The organism is Pseudomonas sp. NPDC087804, assembly GCF_044742965.1.
GTDB lineage: Bacteria > Pseudomonadota > Gammaproteobacteria > Pseudomonadales > Pseudomonadaceae > Aquipseudomonas > Aquipseudomonas rustica.
In genome coordinates, this window is the sequence record NZ_JBIUVN010000005.1 from 113317 (window position 1) to 134528 (window position 21212).

16 protein-coding genes and 1 pseudogene are annotated in these 21212 nt (G+C 58.6%); 7 read left to right on the forward strand and 10 right to left on the reverse strand.

Going from position 1 to position 21212, the window contains the following annotated elements; genetic code table 11:
- Window positions 1-46 precede the first annotated feature (46 nt).
- Entirely contained in the window at window positions 47-2380 is a 2334-nt protein-coding gene (gene fecA, locus ACIOMO_RS11450; RefSeq protein ID WP_401240699.1) for a TonB-dependent Fe(3+) dicitrate receptor FecA, read from the forward strand.
- Window positions 2381-2587: 207 nt separating this feature from the next.
- Window positions 2588-2956, forward strand: coding sequence for an endonuclease domain-containing protein (locus tag ACIOMO_RS11455; RefSeq protein ID WP_401240702.1), 369 nt, complete (start codon window positions 2588-2590; stop codon window positions 2954-2956).
- A 237-nt stretch (window positions 2957-3193) separates the two neighbouring features.
- Here the strand turns inward: ACIOMO_RS11455 and ACIOMO_RS11460 are convergent, their stop codons facing one another.
- Together ACIOMO_RS11460 and ACIOMO_RS11465 are read right to left on the reverse strand one after the other, a co-directional pair.
- Window positions 3194-3601 carry an HPF/RaiA family ribosome-associated protein gene (locus ACIOMO_RS11460; protein ID WP_053117239.1) on the reverse strand — a complete coding sequence of 136 codons (408 nt, stop codon included), beginning with the start codon at window positions 3599-3601 and terminating at the stop codon, window positions 3194-3196.
- Between the two features lie 199 nt (window positions 3602-3800).
- Window positions 3801-4748 carry a LysR substrate-binding domain-containing protein gene (locus tag ACIOMO_RS11465; RefSeq protein WP_159812191.1) on the reverse strand — a complete coding sequence of 316 codons (948 nt, stop codon included), beginning with the start codon at window positions 4746-4748 and terminating at the stop codon, window positions 3801-3803.
- Window positions 4749-4883: 135 nt separating this feature from the next.
- Here ACIOMO_RS11465 and ACIOMO_RS11470 point away from each other — a divergent pair, with 135 nt between their 5' ends.
- Both ACIOMO_RS11470 and ACIOMO_RS11475 read left to right on the forward strand, forming a co-directional pair.
- Window positions 4884-6260: an L-serine ammonia-lyase gene (locus tag ACIOMO_RS11470; RefSeq protein WP_053117236.1), complete on the forward strand. Its 1377-nt coding sequence runs from the start codon at window positions 4884-4886 to the stop codon at window positions 6258-6260.
- Between the two features lie 341 nt (window positions 6261-6601).
- Entirely contained in the window at window positions 6602-6919 is a 318-nt protein-coding gene (locus ACIOMO_RS11475; RefSeq protein ID WP_053117234.1) for a DUF3509 domain-containing protein, read from the forward strand.
- Here the strand turns inward: ACIOMO_RS11475 and ACIOMO_RS11480 are convergent.
- Window positions 6916-7416: a phosphate-starvation-inducible protein PsiE gene (locus ACIOMO_RS11480; protein ID WP_053117232.1), complete on the reverse strand. Its 501-nt coding sequence runs from the start codon at window positions 7414-7416 to the stop codon at window positions 6916-6918. The two genes, ACIOMO_RS11475 and ACIOMO_RS11480, sit on opposite strands and share 4 nt — an antisense overlap.
- 337 nt (window positions 7417-7753) lie before the next feature.
- On the opposite strand from ACIOMO_RS11480, the pseudogene ACIOMO_RS11485 reads away from it, so the two are divergent.
- Window positions 7754-8008, forward strand: a pseudogene (locus ACIOMO_RS11485) (YebG family protein); the annotation flags it as partial.
- A gap of 144 nt (window positions 8009-8152) precedes the next feature.
- On the opposite strand, the gene ACIOMO_RS11490 reads toward ACIOMO_RS11485, so the two are convergent.
- Window positions 8153-9172: a Glu/Leu/Phe/Val dehydrogenase dimerization domain-containing protein gene (locus tag ACIOMO_RS11490; RefSeq protein ID WP_053117228.1), complete on the reverse strand. Its 1020-nt coding sequence runs from the start codon at window positions 9170-9172 to the stop codon at window positions 8153-8155.
- Between the two features lie 185 nt (window positions 9173-9357).
- Here ACIOMO_RS11490 and ACIOMO_RS11495 point away from each other — a divergent pair, with 185 nt between their 5' ends.
- Complete coding sequence (locus ACIOMO_RS11495) at window positions 9358-10161, forward strand: transglutaminase family protein (RefSeq protein WP_401240707.1); 804 nt, start codon at window positions 9358-9360, stop codon at window positions 10159-10161.
- Between the two features lie 79 nt (window positions 10162-10240).
- Here the strand turns inward: ACIOMO_RS11495 and ACIOMO_RS11500 are convergent, their stop codons facing one another.
- The 4 genes from ACIOMO_RS11500 to hmgA form a co-directional block, all read right to left on the reverse strand.
- Window positions 10241-11596, reverse strand: a complete 1356-nt coding sequence (locus ACIOMO_RS11500) for an MFS transporter (RefSeq protein WP_401240709.1) — start codon at window positions 11594-11596, stop codon at window positions 10241-10243.
- A gap of 164 nt (window positions 11597-11760) precedes the next feature.
- Window positions 11761-12396, reverse strand: coding sequence for a maleylacetoacetate isomerase (maiA, locus tag ACIOMO_RS11505; protein ID WP_401240712.1), 636 nt, complete (start codon window positions 12394-12396; stop codon window positions 11761-11763).
- 12 nt (window positions 12397-12408) lie between these two features.
- Window positions 12409-13713: a fumarylacetoacetase gene (fahA, locus tag ACIOMO_RS11510; protein WP_401240715.1), complete on the reverse strand. Its 1305-nt coding sequence runs from the start codon at window positions 13711-13713 to the stop codon at window positions 12409-12411.
- A gap of 3 nt (window positions 13714-13716) precedes the next feature.
- Entirely contained in the window at window positions 13717-15021 is a 1305-nt protein-coding gene (gene hmgA / locus ACIOMO_RS11515) for a homogentisate 1,2-dioxygenase (RefSeq protein WP_150792373.1), read from the reverse strand.
- Window positions 15022-15185: 164 nt separating this feature from the next.
- Here hmgA and ACIOMO_RS11520 point away from each other — a divergent pair, with 164 nt between their 5' ends.
- Window positions 15186-15980 carry an IclR family transcriptional regulator gene (locus ACIOMO_RS11520; RefSeq protein ID WP_401240717.1) on the forward strand — a complete coding sequence of 265 codons (795 nt, stop codon included), beginning with the start codon at window positions 15186-15188 and terminating at the stop codon, window positions 15978-15980.
- Between the two features lie 45 nt (window positions 15981-16025).
- Here the strand turns inward: ACIOMO_RS11520 and ACIOMO_RS11525 are convergent, their stop codons facing one another.
- Window positions 16026-18437 (reverse strand): dermonecrotic toxin domain-containing protein, encoded by a 2412-nt coding sequence (locus ACIOMO_RS11525; RefSeq protein ID WP_401240720.1) that lies wholly within the window; start codon window positions 18435-18437, stop codon window positions 16026-16028.
- A 165-nt stretch (window positions 18438-18602) separates the two neighbouring features.
- Window positions 18603-21164, reverse strand: coding sequence for a LuxR C-terminal-related transcriptional regulator (locus tag ACIOMO_RS11530; protein ID WP_401240723.1), 2562 nt, complete (start codon window positions 21162-21164; stop codon window positions 18603-18605).
- Between the last annotated feature and the right edge of the window lie 48 nt (window positions 21165-21212).

The following is a 21212-nucleotide window of genomic DNA, read 5'->3' on the forward strand; positions in this document are numbered from 1 at the left end:
AGAGAAGGAAAGCCCCCTTGATTCAACCTTCTCAGGATCATCCACCATGCACCCCACCCGCCTCACGCCACTGGCTCGCAGCCTGCGCAATCTCGTCCTCGGCGCCAGCCTGAGCTTCAGCGCCCTGCCCGCCGCGATGGCGGCCGACGCCAAGGCTTATCACATCGCACCGTCGTCGCTGGAAAACGCCCTCAACCAGTTTGGCCGTGAAGCGGGTGTGCTGATTTCTTTCGGTTCACAAATCACCAGCGGCGTGCAAAGCCGGGGTCTGGAAGGCAGCTTCACGCCTGAGCAAGGTTTGAATGCGCTGCTCGAAGGCACCGGTCTGCGAGCACGCGCCGAAGGTAACAACGCGTTCAGCCTGCAACCGATCACCGATGCCGCGCTGGAGCTGGACACCTCGAAAGTCGTCGGCGACTGGCTCGGCGATGCCGCGCAGATCAACGTCTTCGAACACCCCGGCGCGCGCGATGTGATCCGCCGCGAAGAGTTCGAACGCCAAGGCGCGACTCAAGCGCGTGATGTGCTCAACCGCATCCCCGGCGTCAACGCCCCGGAAAACAACGGCACCGGCAGCCACGACATGGCGCTGAACTTCGGCATTCGTGGTTTGAATCCGCGTCTGGCCGCACGCTCGACCGTGTTGATGGATGGCATCCCGGTGCCGTTCGCCCCTTACGGCCAACCACAGTTGTCGTTCGCGCCGATCAGCATGGGCAACATGGATGCGGTGGACGTGGTGCGCGGCGGCGGCGCGGTGCGTTACGGCCCGCAGAACGTCGGCGGCGTGGTCAACTTCGTCACCCGCGCGATTCCTGACGAGCCAACGGTCAAGGGCGGTTTCCAGACTGAGACCAGCCCTTCCTCGAGCCACGATGGCTTCAAAACCAGCGCCAACCTGCTGGCCGGTGGCACCAACGCCAACGGTCTCGGCGGCGCATTGCTTTACTCCGGCACGCGCGGCGGTGATTGGCGCGAACACAGCGACAGCGAAATCGACGACCTGATCCTCAAGGGCAAATACCAGCTCGACGAGGCCAACAGCTTCAACGCCATGGCGCAGTATTACGAAGGCAAGGCCGACATGCCGGGCGGTCTGAACGTCGCCGATTACGATGCCGATCCGTATCAGTCGACGCGCCCGAAAGACCAGTTCTGGGGCCGTCGCACCATGTTCAACTTCGGCTATCGCTATCAGGAAGATCGCCGCGAATTCACTGCCAATACTTTCTTCACCAAAACCCTGCGCAGCGGTTATCTGGATCAGGGCAGCTTCCTTTCGCTGTCGCCGCGCGAGTACTGGGTGCGCGGTCTGGAAACCCGTTTCGCCCAAGGCTTCGACCTCGGCCCGACCAGTCATGAAGTCGGCATCGGCTATCGCTACATCAACGAGGCCGGCCACGAACTGCGCTATCGCACGCCGATCGCCAGCAACGAATACCCGACCACCAACAGCCGCAACGACCGCGATACCCGTGGAGGCACCGAAGCCAATGCGTTCTTCGTCGACGACCGCATCGACATCGGCAAATGGACAATCACCCCGGGCGTGCGCTACGAGATGATCGACTCGCAGCAAACCAACAACCTGACCAACGTCAAATATGAAGGCGACTACAACACCGCGCTGCCGGCGTTGAACGTGCTTTATCACCTGACTGACAGTTGGAATCTGTACGCCAACACCGAAGGCTCGTTCGGCAGCGTGCAATACAGCCAGATGCCCAACCGCGTGAGCAGCGGCGAAGTAAAACCGGAAAAGGCGCGCACCTGGGAGCTTGGTACTCGCTATGACAATGGCGCGTTGCGCGCGGAAATTGGCGCGTTCTTGATCAACTTCGACAATCAGTATGAAAGTAATCAGACCAATGATTCGGTGATCGCCCGTGGTGAGACCCGTCATCAAGGTATCGAGACCAGCGTCAACTACGCGCTGGATGACTTGAGCCCGGCGCTGGCGGGTTTTGATGTTTACGCGACTTACGCCTTTGTTGACGCGACTATTCGTGAAGACGGGCCGAACAAAGGTAATCGGGTGCCGTTCTCGTCAAAGCACAAGGGCACGATTGGTATGGGTTACACCGAAGGGGCGTGGAAGTTGAATCTGGACAGCAGTTTCCAGAGTGACCAGTTTGCTGATAACGCTAATACCTCGAAGGAAAGTGCTGATGGCAGCAATGGCAAGATTCCAGGGTACATGCTGTTCAGCAGTCGCGCGGGGTATGACTTTGGGCCGCAGTTGTCGGATTTGAATGTCGCGGTTGGGGTGAAGAACATTTTTAACACGCAGTACTTCACGCGCTCATTTGATGACAACAACAAAGGCAAGTATGTGGGTGAACCGCGGACGGTTTATGTGCAGACTTCGGTAGCGTTCTGAGGATTGAAGAGCCCCTCACCCTAACCCTCTCCCGGAGGGAGAGGGGACTGATCGCGTTGTTTTGCGAATTACGCCGACCTGAGATATCGAGTCGAGCTTGCGTTTGAAAAGCACACAAATCGGCCCCCTCTCCCTCTGGGAGAGGGCTGGGGTGAGGGTTCTCGGCTACAGTGAAATATCAAATCAACTTCACAAGGATCGTGAAGCATGCAAACTCGCCCCACCCTCGTCCAGTTCTCCCGCCAGTTACGCGCCCAGCAGACCGACTGCGAACACTTGCTCTGGCAGAGATTACGCTCCCGCCAAATCGCCAAGCTTAAATTCCGCCGACAGTTTCCCTGCCCGCCTTACGTGCTGGATTTTTACTGTGCTGAGCTGAAATTGGCGATTGAGCTGGACGGTAGCCAGCACTATGAATCGTCGGGATTGATCCATGACCAGCGCCGAACTCTCTACCTGTATCAACAAGGCATTGAGGTCGTACGGTTCAGCAATCTGGAGGTACTCCAGCAGATGGATGCCGTACTGGAGCAGATCATACGAATAGCGGCAGCTCGAAAATTGCCCTCACCCTAACCCTCTCCCGGAGGGAGAGGGGACTGATTGGGGATGCTTGCGAGTCACGCCGACCTGATTCTGCTTTACCGAATCCATAATCGACACGGTCTTTCAGGTCGATGTACCCCGCAAGACACCTCGGTCGGCCCCCTCTCCCTCTGGGAGAGGGCTGGGGTGAGGGGCTGTCCTGCTACAAAAAAACGGGCCTGCATTCGCAGGCCCGTTCTCATCAGGTTGGCTTATAAAATCAGCGCATCAACTGTTGATCGCTGCCTGTTCATTCTCGTCAAATTCTTCCGCCAACAGCTTGTCGTTGGCCTTGCCGGTGAAGGGCACTACAGCGGCGCGTGGTTTACCTCGCAGTTTGCCGAAGAGGTGCTCCAAGGCGTGCTCGAGTTTTTCGGCAGCGCCGTCGATCGCCTGTTCCAGCGAATCGGCTTTGTGGGTCACGGAAATCGGTTGATGGCCCTTTGGCCGCGCTTCCAGTTGGCAGCGCATGTCATGCGGTCCTGGTTTGTCACCGTTCTCGTCGCTCAGATGGACTTCGACACGGGTCAGGTCTTCCTCATAACGGTCGAGCGTGCTCTCAATGGTTGTACGTACCCACTCCTCCAGTCGTTTACTGCCTTGAACATGGTTATCGCTGTTGACTTGGATTTGCATAGTTCATCCCTTATTTCAGCTAGCTCGCGAGGGGCCTGAATTGAATTTCCTGACCCCTTGGTTACAACAATCGGCCCGACTGCCGAACATTTCAACCCCTGAGAAAAGATAAATATTCATTCGCAAAAAAAGCCGGACAACCGAGTAAAGCGCTGGTAAGGTCGGGAGTTGGGTCGCCTCGCAACCTGGCAAAATCTGCTCACAATTGCCCGTCGTTCAACGGGTGCAAGCTGCGAAAAATCCCCGCCTCTTCGACCAGCCAATCATGCACCGCACGCACGCCCGGATGGCTCAGCGCCCCTGGCGCATAGAGCAACACGTAACGTTTGTGATTGGGCACCGACAAGCCGAACGGCACGATCAACGCGCCCCGCTCCAGCTCATCGTTAAGCAATGTGCGCCGGGCAATCGCCACACCCATGCCGGCAATCGCCGCTTCGATGGTCAGGTGATTGCGGTTGAAGGTGTGCCCGCGCCGTACGTCGGCGCCCTCGAAGCCGATCGCGTTGAGATAAAACTCCCACTCCGCGTATTCATAACTGCCGCGCCAGGCGGTGATGTCGTGCAGCAGCGGGAAATGCCCCAGATCCGCCGGCCCGTGCAGCGGTGGGCGCCCGCGTAGCAGGCTCGGCGCGCACACCGGGAAAATCTGCTCATCGAGCAAGGCTGTGGATAACAATCCCGGATAGCTACCGTCGTTGAGATCGATCGCCAGATCGAAATCGCCTTCATGCAACGGCACGCTGCTGTCCTCCGCCACCAGTCGCAACTGAATATCCGGAAAACGCTGTTGCAGGCGCGGCAAGCGTGGCGTCAGCCATTTGCTCAGAAACGATGGAATCGAGCGCACCCGCAGCGTGCCGCTGATCATCCCGGCATCGAGTCGACGCAATTCCGCATCGATGCTGCCGTACGCCTCGTTGACCGTGATCGCCAGCCGCTGCCCTTCGGCGCTCAGCTCCACGCCCCGCGCACGCCGATGAAACAGACGAAAGCCAAGGCGCTCTTCCAGTTGGCGGATTTGCTGGCTGACCGCGCCCGGGGTGATGTGCAGTTCTTCCGCGCACCGGGTGAATGACAGGTGCCGCGCAGCACAGGAAAACACCTGCAGCCAGACATAGGTCTGTGCGTGCAATTGACGACTCATCGTTTAGTCCTGCTAAAGGCTGTCTTAGGAAGTTTCGTTGGTCACGTCAGACCGAGAGAGGCAGTATCGCCGACATTGCGCTTGGCCTACAAAAAATGGCGGCGATTCCTACTCCATGACTTGCAAGGCTTTAGTATGGCTATCAGTGTTTTCGATCTTTTCAAAGTCGGCATCGGCCCGTCCAGTTCCCACACCGTCGGCCCGATGCGCGCCGCTGCGACCTTCGCTCAGGCGCTGATCGACCAGCGGTTACTCAATGATGTGCGGCGCGTGGAAATCCGCCTGTACGGCTCGCTTTCCGCTACTGGCGTCGGTCACGCCACCGATCGCGCCACGGTCATGGGCCTGATGGGCGAATGGCCGGACAGCATTGATCCGTCGACCATCGACCCGCGCATCCAGCAATTGCGTGAGTCAGGCCAACTGTCCCTCGCCGGTCAACGCGCGATTGCCTTCAACTGGCAGGAAGATCTCCTACTGCTCGACGAGAGCCTGCCCTACCACCCCAACGCCATGTCGCTGACAGCCTTCGGCGAAACCGACGTGCTGCTTGAGCAAACGTACTACTCGGTCGGCGGTGGTTTCATCGTCGAAGCGGCGGAAGCCGAGTCGGGTGTCGCCCCGGCCGGCGACGTGGTGCTGCCGTACGATTTTTCCAGCGCCGCCGAACTGCTGTCGTTGTGCAAAAAGCATGGCTTGCGGGTGTCCGAGCTGATGATGGCCAACGAGCGCGCCTGGCGCAGCGACGCCGAAATCCGTCAGGGCTTGTTGCACATCTGGTCGGTGATGCGGGAGTGCGTCGAACAAGGTTTGCGCCATGAAGGCATCCTGCCCGGCGGTCTCAATGTGCCGCGTCGTGCGGCGAAATTGCACCGCAGCCTGTTGGAAATCGGCAAACCGAATGTGATCAGCTCGACCCTGTCTGCAATGGAATGGGTGAATCTGTTCGCCCTCGCGGTGAACGAAGAAAACGCGGCGGGCGGGCGCATGGTCACTGCGCCGACCAACGGTGCAGCGGGGATCATTCCGGCGGTTCTGCACTACTACATGAAATTCAATCCGGACGCGTCTGACGACGATGTCGTCGCGTTCTTTCTCGGCGCGGCCGCCGTCGGTATTTTGTGTAAGAAAAATGCCTCGATCTCCGGTGCCGAAGTCGGTTGTCAGGGCGAAGTCGGCTCGGCCTGCGCAATGGCCGCTGCGGGTCTGGCTGACGTGCTCGGCGCCACTCCGGAGCAATTGGAAAACGCGGCCGAAATCGGTCTGGAACACAACCTCGGCCTGACCTGCGACCCGGTCGGCGGGCTGGTGCAAGTGCCGTGCATCGAGCGCAACGCGATCGCGGCGGTGAAAGCGATCAACGCCACGCAAATGGCCCTGCGCGGCGACGGCAATCACTTCATCTCCCTGGATCGCGTCATCCGCACCATGCGCGATACCGGCGCCGACATGCACGACAAGTACAAGGAAACGTCGCGCGGCGGCCTGGCGGTGAACTGGGTGGAGTGCTGATCCCGATTGCACTGTCAGCGGTCATCTGCGCAGTTCTGCCCTGAAACCGCGCGATAAAAAAAGGCGAGCCCCGTGGCTCGCCTTTTTTATCGCCGTGTTCATTGTTCGACAATTTTTCCGGCATGTCCCTTGCAAACTCCATGGTAGGAGCTGCCGAAGGCTGCGATCTTTTGATCTTTATGACTGAAATCAAAACACCGAAGATCAAAAGATCGCAGCCTGCGGCAGCTCCTACACGAGCAATTCGCGAATGGCCACGGAATGGCCGGTGATCAGGTTTGGCGAACCAACCCGATCACGGCCGGTCAACAACTGCACGTTCAATCAGGCGGTGACGCATCATGGACAATCCATTTCAGATCATTACCGATGCCTTTGCGCCGGACTATCAGATCAACCTGAGCATTCAAGGGCTGGACGGCAGCATTATGCTGACCCTGTCCAACAACGGCCGGATCGTGGCCAAACGCATGATCAGCGCCGAACAACGCAACGATCCCGCGCGCCTTAAACGGCTGGTGCAGAGCATTCAATTCGGCATCGCCATCGAACAGGGCCACAGCGCCATGGCGATCCTCGAATCGATGACCAGCGGCGACGGACTGACCCCGCCACCGCAAAAAATCATTGATCAGCCCCGACCAGCGGCCGGACTTTAAAGCTCGCCCTTCTCGACCTCGGGATGCTCGCTGGAACCTGTACCGAGGGTGCGCTGTGGTTTCTCGATTTTCACCGAGGGAAATTGTGACGAGGCGTAACGCACCACCAGAATCGCCAACGCCAGCAGCAGAATCCCGCCGCACAGGTAGATGATGCCCATGTCTGGCGGGTTGTGGTGCGAGACGTTGGAGATCAACAGGCGCGTCAGCGCAGTGATCGCCACGTAGATCAGGAAGCGCACCGGCATGTGGTTGGTCTTGAAATAAATCCCGACCATCGCGCCCAATTCGAGATAGATGAACAGCAACAGAATGTCATCGATCTTGATGTGGCCTTCCTCGAGCATCCCGAGAAACTCCATCACCGCCGCGTATGCCGTCACCGCACCGATGGCAAACAGCGCCAGATAGTGAAAGGTTTCGACGAATAGGTTGCCCAGGGACTCGGCCAGTTGATGCACGTTTTGCCGCAGTTTCTCGGCCCAGTTTATTTTCACGATGATGTTCCTTAGCTCGATGCGAGCGGATGATGCGCGTTGGACGTGACGGTTTTCTGCACGTGACGGTTTTCATGCAGAAAAGAGGCCACGCCATCATGGCGAGCCATCACCAAACCCGCGCCGTGGCGTTTGGTCGCAGGCCTCGGGTTCGCACGATCCCTGTGGGAGCGAGCTTGCTCGCGAATGGCCCCAACACGATCCCACTGACAAACCCTAAATCCGGTCTACATTAAAATCCCACTACCCATGGCGCAGGGATTCGCTTATCCTTTTCGCTGTATATGGATACAGTAGTCGTCAAGACAACTTAATGTGAAGGCATGTGAGGTGGTGAATGGCCGTCGAAGTGGTATACCGCAGCAGCCGAGATCTGGAGCGCTTGTTCATGGATAAAGCCGAAGCTGACCGTCATGACAAAATGCTCGAACTGGCCGAATATCTGGCCGATGTCCTGCAAAAAGCCGTTCCGTCCCTGACTGAACAGCAAGTGGAAGAAGCCGGGATCTACATGGCGAAGAATCGCGATGTGTTCGCCCGGGCGTTCAAGAGCCAGCCTGACGCACTGTCGGAGCTGATCAACGCACCGGCCGAGCCTGTCGAGAACGCCGAAGTGGTGGAAGTTGCTGAAGCGCCGGCCAAGCCTGCGAAAGCGGCAAAAGCGGCAAAGTAATCAACAAAGGATCGCAGCCCCTGTAGGAGCTGCCGAAGGCTGCGATCTTTTGATCTTCCCCCATCACCGATACAAAACCCGCTCCGCCAACTCGTCCGCCACCCGCGCTGGCGAACGCTTCTCCGCCTGCGCATGAGCAAACACCTCCGTCAGTCGCGAACTGATTTTCGACAGATGCGCGGTAATTGTCGGCAATTCCTCGCCGCGATGCTTCAGCGAGACATAAATCAGCCCACCGGCATTAATCACATAATCCGGCGCATAAAGAATTCCGCGCCGTTCCAATTGATCAGCCACGTCCAGATGTGTCAGTTGATTGTTCGCCGAGCCCGCCACCGCCGAGCAACGCAATTGTGTGACGGTGTGACTGTTGAGCACCCCGCCCAGCCCACACGGCGCAAGAATGTCGCACGGCGTACTGAGCAACGCATCGTTGGCAATCGGATGCGCGTTGAGTTGCTCCATCGCCAGTTGCACCTTGCCGTGGTCGATATCGCTGACCAGCAATTCGGCACCCGCCGCGTGTAGTTGCTCCGCCAGCGCATACCCGACGTTGCCCAAACCCTGAATCGCCACGCGCAAACCTTCAAGATTATCGCTGCCCAACCGCGCCATGGCGGTCGCGCGAATACCGGCGAACACGCCCATTGCCGCATGCGGGGCCGGATCGCCCGCCGAAGTAGTACTGGTGACGTGTTGGGTTTGTTGAGCGATGCAATCCATGTCCGCCACTGAGGTGCCGCTGTCGATGGCGGTGATGTAACGGCCATCAAGCTGATCGATGCAGCGACCGAACGCCTCGAACAGCGCCGCACGATTTTCCACATGCGCCGGACGCACGATCACTGCAACGCCACCGCCCTGCGGCAATCCCGCCAGCGCGGCTTTGTAGCTCATACCCTGAGCCAGGCGAATGGCATCCTCGATGGCTGATTCATCATTCGGATAGGCAAGGTAACGACACCCGCCCAGGGCTGGCCCGAGGCGACTGTTATGGATGGCAATGACCGCCTTCAACCCTGAAACCGGGTCGACGCTAAGGTGCAGCGAATCCAGGCGAGTGCTTTGCATGAGCGCAAACATTGTTGGGCTCCCGAATCACTTCTTGTAGAACGCCAGTATAGGCTTGCGCCTGAAAATTGCTGGAGCGCACCGGAATAAGCGGCCTCGAAGACAGATGTTTTGCGGCATAACTCAATCGCTGCAAAATCCGCCACTGGACGAATAGCACTGACGGGGCTAAAACGAGGCATTCGAGGGAGATTGCGATGAGTCCGCGTCAACGATTTTTCGAGTGCCTGCACCGTTCACCGCCCGCGCTGTTAGAAGCCGCGTTGTGGATTGCTGCCGAGCACGAAAAAGACGTCGACCCGACGGCGCTGCTGCACGACTTCAAAGAGCTGCAACAGCGCGTGAGTTATGGGCTGCCGATGCTGCCGGTCAGTGAACTGGCGCAACCGTTGCTGCGGCGGATGACCGATCTGGGTTTCGCTCAGGATGATTTTTTGCCGTTACGACCGCAGGCGGCGATGCTGCCAAAAGTCATGCAGACCCGTCGCGGTCAGCCTTTGGCGCTGGCGTTGATTGCGCTGGAGTTGGCACAGGGCCTGGAGATTCCGCTGGTCGGGGTCAACTTCCCCGGGCACTTCCTGCTGCGAGTACCGGGGGCTGATCACCTGCTTGATCCCTGCGGCGGTCGACGCCTGTATCCGAATGATTGTCGCGAGTTGTTGCAGCGCCAGTACGGGCCGAACATGAAACTCAACGCCGAGCATTTACTGACCGCCTCGCCGGTGCAGATGCTGCAACGTTTGTCGCGCAACTTGCGGCAGTTGCACCTGACCCATGAGGACTACATTGCCTCGCTGATCGACGCTGAACGGGTACTCGAACTGGGCGATGCTGCTGCCGCTGATTATCTGGCGCGGGCCAGTTTATATCAGCGGCTGGATTGCCCGAATGCCGAGCGCTTCGATCTGGAGCGTGCGTTGTTGCTGAGCGATGATCCGATCCAGCGTCTGCGCCTGACCGACCGGCTCAGCCACTTGCCGCCTAATTCCGTCGTCCATTAAAAGCAAAAGATCGCAGCCTGCGGCAGCTCCTACAGATGATCCCATGTAGGAGCTGCCGAAGGCTGCGATCTTTTGATCTTCAGGATTTAGAAGGCGCCGCAACACCCACAACCGAACCACCCTCGGAAGGCGAGCGCACCTGGATGATCAGCAGCGCCGCAATGACCGCTGGAATCGCGCAGAAGAAGAAAATCTGCGCCACGGGAATGTGCATCGCCAACAGCAGACTGCCGAACAATGGCCCGAGAATCGAACCAAAACGCCCTACACCCAATGCCCACCCAGTACCCGTGGCGCGAACGTGCGCCGGATAAAAATTACTCGCGAACGCATTCAACGTCAGCTGCCCGCCGATGATGCAGAACCCCGCCGCAAACACGCAGGCCACCAGATAACGCGGGTTGTCGTGATTAAGGCCAAGCAAAATCGTACACAGCGCCGCGCCGGCCAAAACGCCAGACAACAGCCGCACCTTGCGCTTTAAACGGTCGGCAAACCACGCCATGCAAATCGCGCCGAGGGTGCCGGCGAACAGGAACATCGACGTCACCAGATTGGCTTCGTTGAGTGTCAGGCCACTTTCCAGCAGCAACGTCGGCAGCCAGCTGATCATGAAATACAGAAGAATAAGGCTGACAAAAAACGTCGCCCAAATCAGCAGCGTCGGTCGCGCGTAGCCGTTGCGGAACAATTCAACCACGGTCAGTTTGCTGCCCTGCTCGCGCTCGTTCTGCTCGACGCTCGCCACTGGCGGTTGCCAGTCCGGCAACATTCGCGCGGTGACTTTGCGCAGGCGCGCATACGGCGGCGCGTCACGCAGCAAACGCGGCAGCGACTCCGGCAACATCCACCAGAGGAACGGGAACAGCAGCAACGGCGTCACGCCGCCAGCGAGGAACACCGCTTGCCAGCCGAACTGATCGATAAATCCGGCCGCGACAAAACCACCCGCCGCACCACCGAACGAAAAACCGCACGCCGCCAGCGTCACCATCAAGGTGCGCAAGCGCGGTGGCGAATATTCCGACATCAACGCCATCGCGCTGGGCATCGCGCCACCCATGCCGATGCCGCAGATAAAACGCGCGATCATCAGCGTATTCAGGGAATCGGCGAACACCATCAACACGGTGAGCGTGGCGTAGATCAGCACGCAAGCAAGCAGAATCCGTCGCACGCCGAAGCGGTCGGCCAATGGCGTGACCACCAGCGAACCAATGGTCAAACCGAGCAGGTTGGCGCTGAAAACAGGTCCGAATGCGGCTTTTTCCAGCCCCCAATCCTGAGCCAGTGCCGGGACAACGTAACCGAGCACCTGCGCGTCGTAGCCGTCGGTGACGAGCAGCAAGGCGAGCAGGATCAGGAGCAACCACTGATAGCGGGACACCGGACGGGCGTCGAGTGCCGCACGGAAGCTGGCAATCTGGTTGTGCATCGCAAGGTACCTGTTTTGTTTTTATGATTTTTTGCTGTGGCCACCGGATCGTTCCCACGCTCCGCGTGGGAATGCCGCCGGGGACGCTCTGCGTCCACTGTGACGCAGAGCGTCACGGGATGCGTTCCCACGCAGAGCGTGGGAACGATCAGTCACAATTTTGGTTACGGGGTGTCAGGTTGATTCGCGGGATGGGCTTTGATGAACGCTGGATGGTCTGCCGCCAGTGCAGCAACCCGACAAATTCGCGGATAAGCCTCCAACGACACATTGAACCGCTCAGCCGCATACAACTGCGGAATCAAGTAAACATCCGCCACACACGGCCACTCGCCGAAACAGAAACCGCTATCACCAATCAACTGCTCCACCGTCGCCAAGCCTTGGCCGATCCAGTGACTGATCCACTCGACCACCTGCGGCTCTTCCTGCCCCGACTGGCGCAGGCGATTGAGCACGCTAACATTGTGCAGCGGATGCACATCGCAACCGATCACCGCCGCGACAGCACGCACATGGGCGCGGGCCGCGAGGTCTTCCGGCAACAACGGCACCTGTGGATAACGTTCCTCCAGGTACTCGATGATCGCCGGCGACTGGATCAACAACTCACCCTCGTCAGTGCGCAAGGCCGGCACCCGGCCTTGTGGATTGATCGCCAGATACGCCGCTTGCCGATGCTCGCCACCGGCCGGCGCGATCAGATTGACCGGCAACGCCTGATAGTCGAGGCCCTTCAATGCCAGCGCGATCCGTACGCGGTACGACGAGGTCGAACGGTAGTAGGTATAGAGATCCATGAACCGCTCCTGTCAGCGCGCCGCCAACACTTTGCCACGGCATTCGCCGAAGCCGATCGAGGCAAAACCATCACGGGCGCAACGTGCGCGCAGGATGATTTCGTCACCGTCTTCAAGGAATTTGCGCACTTCGCCGGAGGCCAGTTCGATCGGTTTTTTACCGCCCTCGGTGATTTCCAGCAGGCTGCCGAACTGACCGTTTTCCGGGCCGGACAAAGTGCCCGAACCGAACAGATCACCGGCCTGCAACTGGCAACCGTTGACGCTGTGGTGCGCGACCATTTGCGCGACAGTCCAGTACATGTAGCGGGTATTGCTCAGGGTCAGGCGATGGGCTGGCAGATTCTGTTCGCGCATGGCTTCGGTGAGCAGCAGCACTTCCAGTTCGATGTCGAAAGCACCGCCGTCCTGATCGCGTTGATCGAACAGGTACGGCAGCGGCTGCGGATCACCCTCCGGACGCTTCGGTTGCGCGGTGCGGAATGGCGCCAGCGCTTCTGCTGTTACGACCCACGGCGAAACGCTGGTGATGAAGCTCTTCGACAGGAACGGGCCCAGCGGCTGGTATTCCCACGCCTGGATATCGCGCGCCGACCAATCGTTGAGCAGGCAGAAACCGGCGATGTGATCAGCGGCATCGCCGATGGCGATCGAGTCGCCCATCTCGTTGCCCTGACCGACCCAGATGCCCAGTTCCAGTTCATAATCCAGTCGCGCGCACGGGCCGAAAGTCGGCTCAGTCTGACCGGCCGGCAAGGTCTGACCTTTAGGACGACGCACATCGGTACCGGAGGCACGCACGGTGGAGGCGCGACCGTGATAGCCGATTGGCACATGTTTGTAGTTCGGCAGCAGCGGGTTATCCGGACGGAACAGTTTGCCGACGTTTTGCGCGTGTTCGATGCCGACGTAGAAGTCGGTGTAATCGCTGATGCGTGCCGGCAGGTGCAGTTGGCAATCTGCGGCCAGTGGCAGCAGTTTTGCACCTTGGGCTTCGATGTTGCCACGGTGCGTGCTGCCTTCGCTGAACAGTTCCAGCAAGCGTTCGCGCAGAGCCACACGAGCGTCGCGACCGAGTTCAAAAAACGCGTTCAACTGGCCCCCGTGCATGGCTTCGACGGCACTGCGCGCGGCACCGTCGAACAGCCCGGCTTCCAGCGCGACTTGCAGATCAAAAATCTGTTCGCCAATCGCCACGCCTGCGCGCGGCGCCGAACCGTCGATACTGAACACACCGAGCGGTAAGTTCTGCAGTGGGAAATCTGCGTGACCGTTGGCTGAAGCGACCCAGCTGCGGGTAATGGAATTCTGCGTCATGGGTTATCTCCGGGTCGGGTCGAACGTGGCGGGCAGTGTGGCCCAGCACGCGTCGTAGGTTGATTGCAGTTGCGGGCAGTCGAGGGCGAAGCGGCTTGGGCGCAGAACTTGACTGGTCTCGAACATGAAGGCCATGGTGTTGTCGATTTTTGCCGGTTTGAGCTCGGCGTTGATCGCTTTGGTGCAAGTCTCGCCGTCCGGGCCGTGGGCGCTCATGCAGCTGTGCAGCGAGGCGCCACCGGGCACGAAGCCTTCAGCCTTGGCGTCGTATTCGCCCTGGATCAGGCCCATGAATTCGTTCATCAGGTTGCGGTGGAACCACGGTGGCCGGAAGGTGTTTTCGGCGACCATCCAGCGCGGCGGGAAGATTACAAAGTCGAGGTTGGCCAGACCGTGCACGCTGGTCGGCGAGGTCAGCACGGTGAAGATCGACGGATCGGGATGATCGAAACTGACCGTACCGATGGTGTTGAAACGGCGCAGGTCGTATTTGTACGGCACGTTATTGCCGTGCCAGGCGACCACGTTCAGCGGCGAGTGATTGAGTTCGGTAGCCCACAACTGACCGAGGAATTTCTGCACCAGAGTGGTCGGTTGCTGCAGATTTTCGTAAGCAGCGACCGGCGTCAGGAAGTCGCGCGGATTGGCCAGACCGTTGCTGCCAATCGGCCCCAGATCCGGCAGACGCAGCGGCGCGCCATGGTTTTCGGCGACGTAACCGCGTGCTTGCGGGTCGAGCAGTTCCACGCGGAATTTCAAGCCGCGCGGCAGCACGACGATTTCCAGCGGCGCCACTTCCAGCACGCCCAGCTCGGTGGCGATGCGCAGACGGCCGAGTTGCGGCACTAGCAGCAGTTCGCCGTCGGCATTGAAGAACACGCGTTCCATCGAACGATTGGCGGCGTAGTTGTAAATGCTGATGCCGGACGGTTTTTCGGCGGCGGAGTTGGCCACCATGCTCACCAGGCCATCGATGAAATCAGTCGGCTCGGCCGGGATCTCCAGCGGATTCCAACGCAGGCGATTCGGTGTCACATCGCCCAACGGCCCACCGGCCAGTTGCCGTTCCAGTTTGACGAACGCCGGGTGATTGGCCGACGGCTGAATCCGGTACATCCAGGTGCGCCGCGCTTCACTGCGGGTCATGGTGAACGCGGTGCCGGAAAACAATTCGGTGTAGAGGCCGTACGGGGCTTTTTGCGGGGAGTTCTGGCCGACGGGCAGCGCGCCGGGCAACGCTTCAGTGCTGAATTCGTTGCCGAAACCGGACTGATACGCCAGCGCCTGAGCGGTTGAATCGAGGTTCATGGAGCCTCCTGAACAGGGAGTCGGCAGTGGCCCATCGCTCTGGCTCAGAGGTTTCGGCACGCCGGGGTTGTTATTATCGTAATTCGATTACGCATAACGTAATTTGCTCGCTATCCAGCGTCAAGCTATAAAGACGCCCATTCGTATCGGAACCCGGCCGCACCATGGAAAAAACCAGCGACAGTAACGGCAAACAGAAAGTCCGCTCCGCCGAAGTCGGCACCGACATCCTCAAGGCTTTGGCCGAGTTGTCACCGTCGACCTCGCTGTCGCGTCTGGCCGAACATGTGCAGATGCCGGCGAGCAAGGTGCATCGCTATTTACAGGCGTTGATCGCCTCGGGGTTCGCCGAACAGAACGCCGCCACCAACCATTACGGCCTCGGCCGCGAAGCGTTGCGCGTGGGTTTGGCCGCACTCAACAGTATGGACGTGCTGAAAGTCGCCGCCCTGCCGTTGGCCGAACTGCGCGACGAACTCAACGAGACCTGTTTTTTGGCGGTGTGGGGCAATCAGGGTGCAACCGTGGTGCACATCGAACCGGCGGTGCGTGCGGTGACGGTGGTGACGCAATTGGGCTCGGTGCTGCCGCTGCTCAGTTCTTCAACGGGACTGGTGTTCAGCGCGTTTCTGCCGCATCGGGAAACCGATGATCTGCGCGAGCAGGAAATCGCCGTTGCCGATCACCCGCTCAAAGAGGAAAAGACTTACACAACCCTGTGCCAACAGATCCGCGAACGCGGTCTGCACCATGTTCACGGCTTGCTGATGCCAGGCGTGGACGCGTTGTCCGCGCCGGTGTTCAATGCCGTAGGCCAGGTCGCGGCGGTGCTCACGATTGTCGGCCCGACCTCGTTGTTTCACGCTGACGAAAACGGCCCGGCGGCGCAGCGCTTGTTGGCGGCGACGCGGGCCGTGAGCTGGCGAATGGGCTACCAAAGCGATGAAGTCAGTCGCTGAGCAGCGCCATTAGTGTGCGACGCTGTGGCATGGCACGGTACTGGGTCAGATAACCGTGGTTTTACTGGTCAGGGCTTGAGGGCCATCCAGGATCTCCTGAATGGCCTCCTTTGCCAGACCGGGCAGACCAGCGTGTCCTGTTGCCTGCCTGTAAAAACTCTCGACTTTATAAACGTCACCGATGAGTGAAACGAAGTTACGTTGCACTGTGGACGCGGCGCGCTTACCCGCGGCAGCCTTGCCCAACGAGGCCAGTTCCGCAATTGCTTCCACAAAATGCTTCAGCGCTTTCGCCCGATCACCCTGAACAAGTGCATCAAGGCCGGATAACGTTTCTTTGGTGAACAACACAACACTCAGAGCAATGCCCGCCGGCGGAAAGACGAAACTCAGTGCAGTGACCGCCGTGACAACGCCATCAAAAACCAGCCCGAAAATAATTTCGCTCAGGCTTTGAGTCTTTTCATCGACATCGGAAATGACCTTGTTAATCAATTCGTCATAGCAGGTTTGGAAGTTAGCTATTCGGCTGTTGGACTCCAGAACAGGAGCCTCTACGAAGTTGCTTTGTTCCTCAAGCTGATCCAGATAGCTTTTGACCTTGCGCTGAGACTTCTCCTCGACTCTCTCATAAAAGTAACGCCCGTAACCGCGTGTTTTCACAGCGTTGACGAACTCGTGAAATGGCCAGATTTCGCAGCCGTCCGGGGCATCCGGGGCGAACACGTATTCTTCAACATGACCCGCGACGTGCAAACGGAACACGTACACACCGACCACCAATTCACCCTTGATATGCAAACTGCACATCGCGCTGTATTTGACTGTACCAATCTTCTCCAGAATCGATTTAGGCGGGTGTTCACCATCAATCCCGCCAATGAGATTAAGTAATTCAGGAAGCGTTTGAGCGCTCAGACGCCCGCTGAAAAAAGCCTGCATGGCGGCCACATACATTTTGCGTATCAAAGCCGACAGATAAATCTGCCGCTTGAATGCACCCTCCCTATTGTTTCGATTCAGATGAACGGCACGCAACATATCGATGTACTGCTCACCCGGGCGGAGTGTTCGTGACCAACCGGCGATGTCGCGAATATCCAGAGTCCTTAACGGTGGATGATTTTCAGCTACAACAAATCGCGGGTATTTGGGTTGACCGGCACCGTCGGCATAAAAGTGCACTTCAGCAACAATCAACTGCCTCAGCGTCAATTGCTGATCTTCGCTGATTTCAACCCGGATCTGATCCGGATTGACTAAAACAGACTCGCCCCGTTCCGATATCACTTGTTCAACACGCTGTTTGATCAGGTCGAAGCAGAACTGTTCATAAGAAATAAATCCGCCCTGATGTACATTTACGGTTTGCAGCGCCTGAAGTTCGGTACTGACCCTGGCGAACGTCTGACGCTGTCCATCGGTGGCCGTACGATAGGCATAGGGTGTGACACTTTCTTCCTGCGCCACAATCCAGGCACGCTGGTTGTACACCAGATTCAACATCGCTTCCGAGCCACGGTAAGGCGTAGGCCCCACCTCTACGCCTCGCCACAGAGAGGGTAATTGCAAGACCTTCTTTAGATGGCTGGAAATGACCTGCCGATCCATCGCATGAGACTGCCAGACAAGATAATCGCAACCCTTTTCAGTCGCCGTCCAGGCGCCGATTTCAAAGCTCAGACTCCGAATATCGGGAAACTCTCGCCATTCGCGATTGCCCGGAGAGCCCGGCGCATACAGAAGCCAGTCACCCCGCCCAGGCTGATTAGGGCCGATCACCACGAGATCCTTGAACGGCCGATTATTGACCCCGGGAAGCTCCAGTATCAGGTATCCGACAATTAGCCCCGCCTCGCCCTCGACCGCGCGCCGGACACGCTCGAGATTGGTTTGATCAAGTTGCCCCTGCAGCCGCGCGGAAAAGGCGCTCAGCAACAACTGCTGTTTTATAAAGGCACTCATGGCCTCGACGACACTGCTTTCCTCATAGGTTTTGCGCAAGTTGACAGCATAAGCGGAGCGCAAATCAGCAGTATCCAAGACGTTTTCGACCCATTGCTGGTTCATCTGTATCGGCACGCCTTCGCCCACGCATTCCAGTCGGGCGCGTGACGATTTGTCGTGCAGCCCATACAGCGCAAACTCGGTCAGACTCCGTGAGTTGTCCTGCTGAATAGTGTGCGGGCCTACTTTGAAAACATATTGTGAACGAACGGTGATTTGATCAGGATTCAATACCGTACCAAAATCGAGCCTGATCAAACCAGCAATGACAAAGCGCGCATACGACTGGAGATCGGTCAGGTGCTCCAGTTGTCGTTCGAGATGCAGTCGACTGGCAACAAGCTGTTGTTCTAACTGCGCAAACTCGAGCTGCTTATCACCCTCGGCATTTCCCAGCCACTTTGCAGGTTCTTGCACGTTCGCCAAAATTCGCTTATCAAACAAGTTCATTCAATGCCCCTGAGTTATTTCAGAACACAACCAGCCGAATGGCAGGTCAACGGGCAAAAATTACTTCAGTTGGCGAAAACAAAAAAACCGACAAGCAATTCAAAATATGGGCAAAGCATGCAAAACGTCTCAATGACTTCAACGTGCTGTTAGCACGCTTTATTTTTAACTCAGCACGCCTAACAACTTTGCCTTCGCGACCGCCTGAGTCCGGCGCTCTACGCAGAGCTTTACGTTAATACGTCGAGCGTGAGTCTTTACCGTGTGTAACGAGATAAACATTTCATCGGCAATCTGTTGATTCGAATAACCGAGGGCAATCAGCTTTAAAACTTTCAGTTCGCGCTGACTCAACAAAGGCAAACTGGCGGAGTTTTCAAAATCCGCATGATGAGCCGATGGCAGCGCCACCGTTTGCAGCATCTCGGCCCTGCGCAGACTCAACTCTTGCAACGCCTGACGGCACTGAAAATCCGCCGCCAGCCGCAGCCCCTGTCGCAAGGCTTTATCGGCTTCATCCTTGCGGCCGGCGAGCCACAAAAGCTCGGCGATGACCAGCTGCAATTCCGTGTGCAAGGCGTTCATCGCGCTGGATTGGGCCTGGTTCATCCTGCGCTGCAACTGCGCCAGGTGCTCAGCGTCCATCGGCGAACCGGCAGCGCGAGCAAGGATCAGCAGGTATTCAATTCTCGGGATGAGCAACACGGTTGCTGGCGGAGCCTGCACAGCTTGAGCTCCCTGGTAATGACGCAACACGCGGCTCAGCGCTTCACAAGCGAGATCCTGACGTTGCTGTTGCAACCAGAAATGGCTGCTGACCTGCAGCAACACACCGCGATAGACCGTGTCGGGAATCTGCCGCTGCTGCATCAAGCGTTCAGCCGCCCGGAGCCGATTGAAGGCCAGCTCAAAATCACGCTGATTGGCCGCCAATTGCGCCTGTCCCAAATAGCCGTACAGCACTCGTTTGTCGTGGCTGCGCAGGCAATCATTCAAGCCACTTTGAAACAGTGCCGCCGCGCGTTCGTCCAGCCCCTGATTAAGTGCGAGTCGCCCGCGCAGCAGCGCGATCCTGCCGTGCAAAGGCGTCAGCCGCACAGTGTGCTCGCGAAGCAATTCATCCATGTTGCTCAATAACGCCTCGGCCCGCGCGCTCGCACCGCGCTGTTCGAGCAGGTGCGCATGATCAAGTTCGAGCAGGCCTTCGAAGACCAATGAATCATGCGCCCGCGCCAGGCACAGCGCTTGCCGGTTGAACGCCTGCGCCACGTCGAGTTCACCGCGCAGAAATGCCTGCTGAGTCAGCCCCGACAGGCACAGCAGCCGGGTCGGCCACGTCTCGGGGGCCAGTTCGGCCAGCGCCTGCTGAAAGTGTTCCTGCGCGGGCTGCATCTGCCCTTGCAAATGCAGGAGCCAACCCTGTTGCGCCTGCCAACGGGCGATCAATTGCCGCTCGGATTGCACTGACGGTTGCGGCAGGAATCGCGTCATATGCGCGATGCATTGTTCTGCTTGTTCAAACCGTCCGGCAAACAACAGCGCCCCGGTAAACAGACCGACCAATTGCGGCGAACTCAAAATCAACTCTTCGCCCTGTTGCTCGTGCAATTGCAGCAACAACACCACGGTCTGCTCTTCAAAAAGATGCTCAAAACTGAAGTGCTGCAACAGGCTGACCGCCACTTCGAATTCTTCGGCGAGCAGCGCTTGCTCGAAGGCCGAACGCCAATCCTTGCCGACGGTAAAAAACTGACAGGCACGCCGATGCCAGGAACGGCTCGCCGGCCATTGCTCTTCGCGCATGACTTGCGCGAGCGGCGGGAACACTTGCAGCCATTCAGCCGATTCGTGCCACGGCTCGATAAAGCAGCCCAGCGTTTGCAGCGTGCGCAAGAGTTGCGCACCCTCGCCGGCACCGAACAAGTGCTCGCACAGTTCGGCATTGAATCGCGGCAGATGCGCCAACACCCGCCAGGCTTCAGCCAGCTCCGGCGTAAGGCTGCTGAAGAGTTCGTGTTGCAGATAATCGAGCAGCGTATCGACCCGTTGTTGCGGTTGCAGACTTTGCGTCCAGTCGCACTTTTGCAGCAGCGCCATGCGCACCCCGGCGCACCAGCCGCCGGTGCGCTGGACAATTCGCCCGGCCACACTGTGGGCCTGCTCTGCCGTCAAATGCGTCAACGCACAGGCGATTTCGTCTTGGGTCAGAGCGAGGGTCACGCTTTCAGATTCATATAACTCATCGTCGAGCAGCAAACGCGGCCAGTTGCATTGCGGACGTCGGCGCGTGCCGATCCACCACGTGAGTGCCGGACTGCTGACCGCCAGCAAACGATCAAGCAACGCATCCAGCGCCGGATCGGGCAGACGACAGTAATCGTCGATAAACAACCAGGTCGGCTCAGACCAGCGCGCCAGCGTCGCGATCAACCGCGCCTCATCCACCCGTTCGACCAGTCCCAACGTCTGCGCCAGACGCTGGCAGAAGTCGGCGGGACTGAGCGTTGCCCCGGCCAACGGCAACCACCGCACCTCGCACGCGGGCGGCGCCTGAAACAGACATTCAGCAAGCAATGCACTTTTGCCGCTGCCGGCCGGCGCGCACACCAGCCGCACCCGCGCCACGGATTCGAGCAATGGCGCGCTCAAACGCGTACGCGACTGATGATGGGAAGAAAGCCTGGGCAGAAATCCGCGGCGATCCAGGCAGGGCGTCATGGCGGTCATCGAGTGAGCCTTCTTATCGTTGTGCACTCACCCTAGCCCGCTCCGGGC

Coding starts and splice junctions, on each gene's coding strand:
- fecA (WP_401240699.1), top strand. CDS start 47: ATGCACCCCACCCGCCTCACGCCACTGGCTCGCAGCCTGCGCAATCTC.
- ACIOMO_RS11455 (WP_401240702.1), top strand. CDS start 2,588: ATGCAAACTCGCCCCACCCTCGTCCAGTTCTCCCGCCAGTTACGCGCC.
- ACIOMO_RS11460 (WP_053117239.1), bottom strand. CDS start 3,601: ATGCAAATCCAAGTCAACAGCGATAACCATGTTCAAGGCAGTAAACGA.
- ACIOMO_RS11465 (WP_159812191.1), bottom strand. CDS start 4,748: ATGAGTCGTCAATTGCACGCACAGACCTATGTCTGGCTGCAGGTGTTT.
- ACIOMO_RS11470 (WP_053117236.1), top strand. CDS start 4,884: ATGGCTATCAGTGTTTTCGATCTTTTCAAAGTCGGCATCGGCCCGTCC.
- ACIOMO_RS11475 (WP_053117234.1), top strand. CDS start 6,602: ATGGACAATCCATTTCAGATCATTACCGATGCCTTTGCGCCGGACTAT.
- ACIOMO_RS11490 (WP_053117228.1), bottom strand. CDS start 9,172: ATGTTTGCGCTCATGCAAAGCACTCGCCTGGATTCGCTGCACCTTAGC.
- ACIOMO_RS11495 (WP_401240707.1), top strand. CDS start 9,358: ATGAGTCCGCGTCAACGATTTTTCGAGTGCCTGCACCGTTCACCGCCC.
- ACIOMO_RS11500 (WP_401240709.1), bottom strand. CDS start 11,596: ATGCACAACCAGATTGCCAGCTTCCGTGCGGCACTCGACGCCCGTCCG.
- maiA (WP_401240712.1), bottom strand. CDS start 12,396: ATGGATCTCTATACCTACTACCGTTCGACCTCGTCGTACCGCGTACGG.
- fahA (WP_401240715.1), bottom strand. CDS start 13,713: ATGACGCAGAATTCCATTACCCGCAGCTGGGTCGCTTCAGCCAACGGT.
- hmgA (WP_150792373.1), bottom strand. CDS start 15,021: ATGAACCTCGATTCAACCGCTCAGGCGCTGGCGTATCAGTCCGGTTTC.
- ACIOMO_RS11520 (WP_401240717.1), top strand. CDS start 15,186: ATGGAAAAAACCAGCGACAGTAACGGCAAACAGAAAGTCCGCTCCGCC.
- ACIOMO_RS11525 (WP_401240720.1), bottom strand. CDS start 18,437: ATGAACTTGTTTGATAAGCGAATTTTGGCGAACGTGCAAGAACCTGCA.
- ACIOMO_RS11530 (WP_401240723.1), bottom strand. CDS start 21,164: ATGACCGCCATGACGCCCTGCCTGGATCGCCGCGGATTTCTGCCCAGG.